Origin of the sequence: Streptomyces zinciresistens K42 (assembly GCF_000225525.1) — a bacterium.
GTDB classification, from domain to species: Bacteria; Actinomycetota; Actinomycetes; order Streptomycetales; family Streptomycetaceae; genus Streptomyces; species Streptomyces zinciresistens.
In genome coordinates this window covers 1-8,150 of record NZ_AGBF01000250.1, presented here as the reverse complement: position 1 = coordinate 8,150, position 8,150 = coordinate 1, and the positions used below count along the sequence as shown (strand labels likewise).

The 8,150-nt window shown below is 69.3% G+C and carries 11 protein-coding genes and 3 pseudogenes; 5 read left to right on the top strand and 9 right to left on the bottom strand.

The window, feature by feature from the left end; genetic code table 11:
* Nucleotides 1–10: 10 nt before the first annotated feature.
* The 3 genes and pseudogenes from SZN_RS33355 (at nt 11) to SZN_RS33345 (ending at nt 1,708) form a co-directional block, all read left to right on the top strand.
* Nucleotides 11–1,072 carry an IS630 family transposase gene (locus tag SZN_RS33355; protein WP_043734394.1) on the top strand — a complete coding sequence of 354 codons (1,062 nt, stop codon included), beginning with the start codon at nt 11–13 and terminating at the stop codon, nt 1,070–1,072.
* Nucleotides 1,073–1,100: 28 nt separating this feature from the next.
* Nucleotides 1,101–1,358: pseudogene (locus SZN_RS42980) on the top strand (TniB family NTP-binding protein); the annotation flags it as partial.
* 59 nt (nt 1,359–1,417) lie between these two features.
* Nucleotides 1,418–1,708, top strand: coding sequence for a TniQ family protein (locus tag SZN_RS33345; RefSeq protein ID WP_043734392.1), 291 nt, complete (start codon nt 1,418–1,420; stop codon nt 1,706–1,708).
* A gap of 85 nt (nt 1,709–1,793) precedes the next feature.
* Here the strand turns inward: SZN_RS33345 and SZN_RS33340 are convergent, their stop codons facing one another.
* From SZN_RS33340 to SZN_RS33320, 5 genes and pseudogenes are all read right to left on the bottom strand, one after another.
* Nucleotides 1,794–2,309: a putative immunity protein gene (locus SZN_RS33340; protein WP_007503841.1), complete on the bottom strand. Its 516-nt coding sequence runs from the start codon at nt 2,307–2,309 to the stop codon at nt 1,794–1,796.
* A gap of 164 nt (nt 2,310–2,473) precedes the next feature.
* The gene (locus SZN_RS33335; RefSeq protein WP_007503839.1) at nt 2,474–3,268 is read right to left on the bottom strand and encodes an ExeA family protein; all 795 of its coding nucleotides are present in this window, start codon (nt 3,266–3,268) and stop codon (nt 2,474–2,476) included.
* 13 nt (nt 3,269–3,281) lie between these two features.
* Entirely contained in the window at nt 3,282–3,470 is a 189-nt protein-coding gene (locus tag SZN_RS33330; protein ID WP_007503838.1) for a hypothetical protein, read from the bottom strand.
* A gap of 28 nt (nt 3,471–3,498) precedes the next feature.
* Nucleotides 3,499–3,840: pseudogene (locus SZN_RS33325) on the bottom strand (helix-turn-helix domain-containing protein); the annotation flags it as partial.
* Between the two features lie 95 nt (nt 3,841–3,935).
* Complete coding sequence (locus SZN_RS33320) at nt 3,936–4,310, bottom strand: hypothetical protein (RefSeq protein ID WP_208865887.1); 375 nt, start codon at nt 4,308–4,310, stop codon at nt 3,936–3,938.
* 444 nt (nt 4,311–4,754) lie between these two features.
* On the opposite strand from SZN_RS33320, the gene SZN_RS33315 reads away from it, so the two are divergent.
* The gene (locus tag SZN_RS33315; RefSeq protein WP_007503831.1) at nt 4,755–5,204 is read left to right on the top strand and encodes a hypothetical protein; all 450 of its coding nucleotides are present in this window, start codon (nt 4,755–4,757) and stop codon (nt 5,202–5,204) included.
* A 543-nt stretch (nt 5,205–5,747) separates the two neighbouring features.
* Entirely contained in the window at nt 5,748–5,924 is a 177-nt protein-coding gene (locus SZN_RS42975; RefSeq protein ID WP_007503829.1) for a hypothetical protein, read from the top strand.
* 190 nt (nt 5,925–6,114) lie between these two features.
* On the opposite strand, the gene SZN_RS33305 is transcribed toward SZN_RS42975, so the two are convergent.
* From SZN_RS33305 to SZN_RS33290, 4 genes and pseudogenes are all read right to left on the bottom strand, one after another.
* Nucleotides 6,115–6,426 (bottom strand): hypothetical protein, encoded by a 312-nt coding sequence (locus SZN_RS33305; RefSeq protein WP_007503827.1) that lies wholly within the window; start codon nt 6,424–6,426, stop codon nt 6,115–6,117.
* 60 nt (nt 6,427–6,486) lie between these two features.
* Nucleotides 6,487–7,032: a zinc finger domain-containing protein gene (locus SZN_RS33300; protein ID WP_244313463.1), complete on the bottom strand. Its 546-nt coding sequence runs from the start codon at nt 7,030–7,032 to the stop codon at nt 6,487–6,489.
* A gap of 145 nt (nt 7,033–7,177) precedes the next feature.
* Nucleotides 7,178–7,742: pseudogene (locus SZN_RS33295) on the bottom strand (AAA family ATPase).
* Nucleotides 7,735–8,150: DUF6042 family protein (locus SZN_RS33290; protein WP_007503822.1), on the bottom strand; the 416-nt coding region annotated here is incomplete at its 5' end. The gene SZN_RS33290 and the pseudogene SZN_RS33295, both read right to left, overlap by 8 nt.

Sequence of the window (8,150 nt, the reverse complement as noted above, 5' to 3'; positions counted from 1 at the left end):
GACGGTCGAAGTGGTCCTGACGGATGACGAGCGTGAGACGTTGCTGCGCTGGTCGCGGAGGGCGACGTCCGCGCAGGCTCTGGCGCTGCGGTGCCGGATCGTCCTGGCGTGTGCTGACGGGCTGTCGAACACCCAGGTCGGCGCGGACCTCGGCATCCATCCGACCACGGTGGCCACGTGGCGCAAGCGGTTCGCGGCCAGCCGGCTCGAGGGCCTGGCCGACGAGAAACGGCCAGGGCCTGCCCGCACAGTGACCGACGAGCACGTCGAGGACGTGATCGTGCGGACCCTGGAGACGACGCCGAGAGGCGCCACGCACTGGTCCACCCGCGAGATGGCGAAGCAGAGCGGGCTGAGCCAGTCGACCATCTCGCGGATCTGGCGCACCTTCGGCCTCAAGCCGCACCAGGTCGACACCTTCAAGCTGAGCAAGGACCCGCAGTTCATCGAGAAGGTCCGCGACGTGGTGGGCCTGTACCTGGATCCGCCTGAGCGCGCCGTCGTGCTCTGCGTCGACGAGAAATCACAGATACAGGCGCTCGACCGCTCGGCCCCGGTGCTGCCGATGATGCCCGGCATGCCCGAGCGCCGCACCCACGACTACCTGCGCGGCGGCGTCACCACCTTGTTCGCGGCGCTCAACGCCGCCACCGGCGAGGTCATCGGCTCCCTGCACCGCCGCCACCGTGCCGTCGAGTTCAAGAAGTTCCTCGCCAGGCTCGACAGGGAAGTCCCCGCCGAACTCGACGTCCACCTGATCTGCGACAACTACGCCACCCACAAGACCCCCGCCATCCAGAAGTGGCTGCTGGCGCACCCGCGGTTCCACATGCACTTCACGCCCACCAGTTCCTCCTGGCTCAACCAGGTCGAGCGCTGGTTCGGCCTGCTGACGGACAAGCAGATCCGGCGCGGTGTCCACAAGAACGTCCAGGTACTGGAGAAAGACATCCGTGACTGGATCGCCCACTGGAACGAAGACCCCAAGCCGTTCACCTGGACCAAGTCCGCCGACGAGATCTTCGAACGCCTCGCCGGCTACCTGAACCGCCTACCGAACCCCAAACCCTAGAAATGTAGCTTTTCTAAGACTCAGGACACTAGAGCAGGCCCTCGACCTGCACGCCCACCGGGCGGGCAGCCTTCCGAAGCTGGCCTCCTACCTGCACGAGCGGACCGCCGGACGGATCGGCAGCCTCTCCCGCCTGATCCGCCAAGCGGCCATCGAAGCCATCCTCGACAGCAGCGAACGCATTACCAAAGGGCTGCTGGACGGCATCGCGCTCGACCATCTCGCCGAAGAGCACTACCGGCCCCGCAATCCCGCCCGCCGCCGTACCCGCCCCAGCGGCCGGTGACCTCCCCGGCCGCAACCAGGCCATCGCCCCCGGTGAGGGCCGCCACCATGTGGCCATCCGTGCCCGGCCCTCTGCGCGTACGGCCGCTGCCAGGCGAGGCCACCGCCTCCTACCTCACCCGCCTCGCCACCACCTACCGCCTCAGCCCCGCCCAACTCCTCGACGGACTCGCAACCACCGTCACCGGCACCGAGCACGCCCCGCCCGCCGCCGAGATCCGCCTCAGCGCCGAAGCCGCCCGCCGCCTGTCCGCCTTCACGCGGATCCCCCTCACACACCTCACCCGCGCACTGTTGCCCGGCGTTGAAAATGCCGACGAGGGCGGCGTTCACGATGCCGACGGACTCTGACGGCGACGCCCCGCCGGTTGGTGTTCCGGCGGGGCCGTCGTCGGTGAGGTGTCGTTTTCTTCGGCACGGTGCCGGTTGATCAGCCTCAGCAGTCGAACACCGACCAGCAGATGCCGTTGCGCAATCGCTGGTCGTCAAGTACGAGCTCGCGAATCGCCTCCGGGAGCTGGTCGCGCTGCCACTGGCACTCCAGTCGCCTTGCAGCCTCACTCTCGTCTTTTGGCGCGGCAGCGCGTGCGGCCTTGATCGCGTAGGCAGCCGCACCGAGCTCGTGCGCGGCGACGTGTGCGACGACTGCGGCCTGGCCGGCGGCGTAAGCAGCATGCCGTGCTGCGCCACGCAGGTCCCGGGCCGCGCCCATTGCATGGCCGCCCGCCGCGCGGGCCTGCATCATCTTGACCTCGCCACGCACCCAGGCGCGGGCATGCTCGATCGCCTGCCGGGGTCGTGGGTCCTCGGGCTGAGCCGACTCGAAGAGGTCAAGGACGTGTTCCGCGCAGGCCGCCGCCCAAAGGGCGAGGAGATGGTGATCCGCATCAGTGAGGGTCCCACCGCGGCGGATCGTCACGAAGCGAGGGTCTCTGACCTTCGGGAGGATCATGGTTGGCCTTCCTTCCTGCTGGCATCCACCCCACATCCGAGCATGCGCATCCGCGACCGTGCGCATCCGGAGCGAAGAAGCCTGCAGACCCGGTGGCCGGTCCGCAAGCTCGGCCACCGGTTCCCGGCCGGACGGGGTGAGTTCTCAGTCGCCGACCACCTCGCTCACGGACGCGCGGGCGGCGGCCTCGTCGACGAGGTTCTTGCCGGTGGCGAAGGCGGCGACGAGGGCTTGGAGGGAGAGGTTGTTGACCGCGCTCGCGGGTAGCCGCGCGAGGTCGTGTGGATCAGTGTGAGGGCGTCCTCGGTGAACAGCTGGTCCGGACGCCCGGCGATCTTCAGGTGGTGGGCGACGTAGCTGGTGGTCTCGGTGGAGGTCATGCCCGGCATCGTGTAGCGCAGGGCGGTGCGCTGTTCGAGTGCGGCCAGGACGGCGAGTTTCATGGTGCGTCTGAGGGTGGGCTGGCCGACCAGCAGGCAGGACAGCGGGGAGTCCTGGTCCATGCCCTGGTTGGTGAGCATGCGGATGGATTCCAGCTGTTCGTAGGACATCAGGTGGGCTTCGTCGATGACGAGGACGGGGGTGCGTCCGCGTTCCTCGCGTTCGGCCAGCAGGACCTTGCCGGTCTGGACGGTCAGACGGGAGCCCAGGTGGGAGGGGGTCTGGCCGAAGGTGTTCACGATCACTTCGTGGATGCCGCGGACCCCGATCATCGGGTTGGGGATGTAGACGACGCTGTATTTCGATGGGTCGAGGGCGTCCAGGCAGGTGCGGACGGAGACGGTCTTGCCGGCGCCGACCTCGCCGGTGACCACGCCGATGGAGCGTTCGGCGATGCACCAGGAGATCCGGGCGACGGCCTGGTTGTGGGAGTCGTGCCGGTGCAGCATGCCCGGCGCGAGGTTGCGGCCGAACGGCATGCGCTCGAACCCGTAGTGGGCCTGCAGTTTCTCAATCACGTTGCTTCTCCGGTCAGTTCGAGGTTGAGGGCTGGAGGTGTTCGGTGGCCAGCTCCAGCCCGGCGGTGATCCAGTCGACGGCGGTGTCGAAGCCGAAGTGGGCGGCCAGCGCCTCGTCCACGTCCTCGCCGCAGGCTTCGAAGAAGCCGTGCAGCTCTTTCAGGAACACCGCCCAGTCGCCTGTGGCCAGGGGCTTTGCCATCGGCTCAGCCCTCGGCGGCGGTGTCGGCCTGCGCTGCCGTTCGGTCCGGGTTCTCCTTCTTCAAGGCCATCGCCAGCTCGACCACCTCGGGCGGGGTGCGGGGCTGGCACTGGCGCGGGGAGGGCACCAGCGCGTCGAACCCGCCCTGGCGCCACTCCAATATCCAGCGGTCCAGCGTCCACCGGGTGATCCGCACCGGCCGGCCATCGGCGTCGATGTGCTCCTGCTGGGCCAGCCTGCGCACCAGCGCACCGCGCTGGCGGCCGGTCAGGCTCGGGTCGGCGGCCTCGCGGATGAGCATGTAGCGGAACAGGCCGATCCGTCTGGCCCGCTCGGTGCGGGTGCCCTCGTCGTCGTTGTTCTTCGTCACGTCCACCTTCCTGACGTCTCGTCACAGGCATGGGCCCGCCGAGGCTGTCAGGAACAACCCGCCGAAAATCAGAGGCAGTTGGTGTTGATCGGCGATCACGGCCAGGCCGGCGACAGCAACCGGCCCCGGCTGGTGGCCGCGGCCAGCTGCCACGGCGACACCTCGCCGATGTCCGGCCAGCGCGAGGCCGCGGCCTTCCAGGCCCCGACCACCGCGGACACCGCGTCGGCGAAGACGCTCACCGACGCGGCGGGCGGGATCGGATCGGGGCCGGTGTCGACCAGCAGCACGGTGAAGTACACGCGAACGTGCTCAGCCCGCCTGCCGAACCGCCGCAGCCAGCCCCGCACCGTGTCCACCGGCCGGCCCAGAGCCGCAGCGATCGTCCTCGCCCCGGCCCCGGCCGCCTTCCACGCCAGCGCAGACCCGATCACGTCCGCCAAGTCCACCCGCCTGACCAGCATGAACACCGGGAGAAGCACATGCGAACCCCCACAGCCCGCGCAGCGGGCCCGCCGCGGCCGCACCCTCACCACACCCCGCGCGTCCCGCAGCACGCGATGCCTCGCCCAGCCCCACGGCGCGAGCACACCACCGCAATCCGGACACTCGACCCTGCCCGCTCTCAGCCGGGCCTCGACCCTGACCGCGTCCGCCTCTACCGTGAGCACCGGCGCCTCCGCGCGCTCCACGGCCCTCCCGGACTCGGCCAAGAGTTTGCCGGGAGGGCCTTCGCATGCCCTCCTCATCGGCAAGGTGTCGCCGCCAACGAACACCACAGTCGCGCAGACATGCGTCCGAACCCGTCGGCACACAGCATGCCTTCAACCCACCGCCCACATAGGCATCTTGAGTGTCGTTGAACAACGGCAGCCCCCGCGTGGATCCACCCGCCGCCACACCTGCCCCGGATCATGATCTGCACCCGCCACCAGCAGGCATCGAGTGACCCCCGGCATCCCGCGCCCCTCGACATCCGAGCCGTCCCCGAACTCACCCAAGCCCACCTGAGCGCGCGCCGCCCGGCGACACCGGTCTCCCTGAGCTGGGCATCGACGATCACGACACGCTGGTACGACCACCACCAACACCTGCACCAGCGCTGGCGGATGCGCCTGCACCAGCTCACCGCCGCCAACCCCCACATCCCCCCGAGCCCCGCCTCCCCAGCCCTGACCTGCCGGGAACTGATCACCTACCCGGAGACCCTCACCCTCGCCGCAGCCCTCGACCGCCTGCCCCCGCACCCCCTGACACGCGCGCAGCAGACCGCTTTCCTCCACCACCTCGCCGGCCGCCTCCAACTGCCCCGCCTCGCACCCGCCGACCACGACCTGCTCCGGCAACGCCTCGCCACCCGCTGAACCAACCACACCCCTCGCTGCCCAGCCCTGACAGAACAGGCCGACAACTCCCGTACCTATAGACGCGCCAACCACCCTGCGCAAAAACCGCCACCACGCTCAACTCACTGCGCAGCTATAAACACCCAGCTCATCCCACATACCGCCCGTCATCGACACCACGGCCCCGCGTAAGCCTCCCCCACGGAACAGGCATACCGCTCAGTACAACTGAGCAACAACAGGCCACAAACAAGATCAATAAGCAGGCGCAACAGCTACGTCACAGCCGGGCTCGCCGGCCTCGGGCTGGAGTGGGCAGCCACGGAAGGAGCGGCGTGATGAGCGCGAGCGACCAGGAGGCCGCGGAGCGGCGGGTACAGGACGCCGTGCGGCGGCACGCCCGCACCAGGGCCTTCGCGGAGGCGGAGGACGTCATCTCGGCTGTGCTGTCCGACCCGAGGGTGCGGGAGGCGCGGGCCCGTGTTGAGGCGGCGGAAACGGATCTGGGCATGGAGCTGTGCGCCCGTCTCCAGCCGTTCCAGGACCGCTACGACCAGGCCCGTGGCGGAGGGCGACGCGGACGGGCTCGCCGGGCTCTGTGGGGGCAAGCACGGCCGCTGGGGGCGGATCTGCGTGCTGCCCGACGGTCACGAGACCTCGATGGAGGAACCGCACTGGGGCCGCAACAGCGAGGGCCGGCCGATCGCGTGGGTGGGCAGCGCACCTGACGACTGGTGAGCGGCGGCGGTGAGACGGGCGACAGGACCCCGGGGCGCACGAGCGGCCCGGGGTCCTTCGCTGTCCGGGGCCGGCGGCACCGCTCCCAAGCCCTACACGCACTGGGGTGCGATGCCCGGGAGTTTTGAGCTGCGGCATCGCACTGGCGTGCGTGTAGGCCCTGGGATCTTCGGGGTGCTCCCCCGGCGAACTACGTTGTAGCGGGGGCGGGATGAGTGAACGAAACCGGCTTGCCGGTGGCGTGGGAGTAGTCGATCTCCCTGCTCGTGGACTCGCCGATGTACCCGCCAGGGTTGACGACCAGAACCCGGTCTGCCAGGTCGATCTTGCGCAGATGGAGGGCGTCCAGCGCCGCCTTCTGCTCGTCGGTGACCGGCCCATCCGCTTCGCCTGGCGCGACAACGATGACCCCGGCGAAGGTCAGATCACGGTTCACCGCACGCATCTCGTCCACGAACCGGGTAGAGCCGCAGATGCAGACGATTTCAGGTCGGCCGGGCACAGCTCATCCCTTCGATCGGCGGGAGGAGTGGGTGGCACTGCATCAGTGTTGACCGGCCGCTCAGCCGTCGGCTCGTTCCTTCTCGATCGCATTCATCCTGCGGACCATGTCGATCTGCGCGCGGATCATCGTGTCGAACAGAGCCTCCGGATCGCCGTCGGGTCCGGCGCTCGCAGCCAGCAGCGAGGCGACTTGGCCGGCGAGGACAGTGACCACGTCGGCCGTTCCCACCGGGCCGCGGACCTCGATCAGTTTGCGCACGGCGTCGTCGATGCGGTCCATGGCCTCCTCGCCCTGGAGGAACAACCCGAGCCGGTCGGCGAGGAACATCCGGACGACCGCCACACCATCGGCCAGGGCGGTGTCCACGTTGAAGTCGGCGCGGGCCTTCTCCGACTCCTTGAGCACGGCCGGAATCGTGTACCTCCGCTGCTCCGGGATGAGGCCCTCCTTTCGCCACTTCGCGTACGGGATGGGGCCGACGGCGTCACGGCGTGCACGGTGTTCGTTGGTCGGGCGGCCGCCCGCGGTGCGGCAGGCCCGTCCTGCGGCTGCCTTGCAGGTCGGGCATTCGACACGGCGCATCCACGAGCGCACGAGATCCATCTCGGCATCGGAGCGGAGGCGATGTCGCCACTCGCCGCCCCACGGGATGCTCTGCGATCCGTTCTCCACGCCCATTGCCCCCTGGGTCCGGTGGTGTGTGCCGTCGTCGGTGCCGTGATGATGACCGTACCTGCGGTGGCGCCCCTCAGCGGTCGATCGGGAGAATGCCGTCCAGGCCGCTCTCGGAGAGGATCTGTTGGACCGTGTCGTCCAGGGTGCTGGCCGCGTCGATAACGGTCTCCAGGCCGTTGGGGAGCAGGTCCTTCTCTCGATACCAGTCGCGTAGGTGGCCCTCGTTGACGTGCGCGAGGTACTCAGCGTCTGGTTTCGTCGCGTGCCGGAGCGCTGTCTCCTCGAAGGGCACGTGGAGGTAGGTAGCACCGTGTGACGCCCCGGTGGGCGCGCACCAGGTCCTGGAGCATCGTGCCGTAGCGGTCGGCGTAGAGGATGCCTTCGACGACGACGTGGAAGCCGTTGTCGAGGGCGTAGCGGGCCGTGAGGTCGATCAGGCCGATGTTGGCGCCGCCGGGCCGGTCTCGTTCGCGCAGCACGATCCGGCGGAGGTTGTCCTGGGCGACGATGGCGAGGTTGCGTCCGAACTTTTCGCGCAGGCCGGCCGCGACGGACGACTTGCCCGAGGCGCTGTTGCCTCGGAGCACGATCAGGCGCGTGTCGCTGGTCCCCACGGTGTCGTGCGCGGCCTCAGTCACCGCGGCTGACCTGGATGCGCTTCTCGTGGAAGTGCTCCCAGTCCATGACCAGGCGGAAGCGGCGGTGGGCCTCCAGGCGCTCCGCGTCGGCCGGCTCCTCGCCGCGCTGCACCTGGGCGTCCCCGGATTTCACGAGTTCCGCGAGAGCGAGCCGGACGTCGTCGACGTCCTGGCCTGTGGCTGCCGCAAGCCGGTCCAGGGAGGTGAGGATCTCCTGTGGTTCGCCCAGATCGTCGACCAAGTGGTTGATGAGCTCGTCGACGAGCGGGCCGGTGCGCAAGGTCCAGCGGATCCCATCGAGCCGCTGGGCGAGGTCGGCGTCCAGGGGGAGCAGGTCGCCAGGCAACGGCAGCGCGGCGGGCATCGACCATCGGGTGCCGTCCGGCGTCTCCTCGCGGCGCGCTAGGT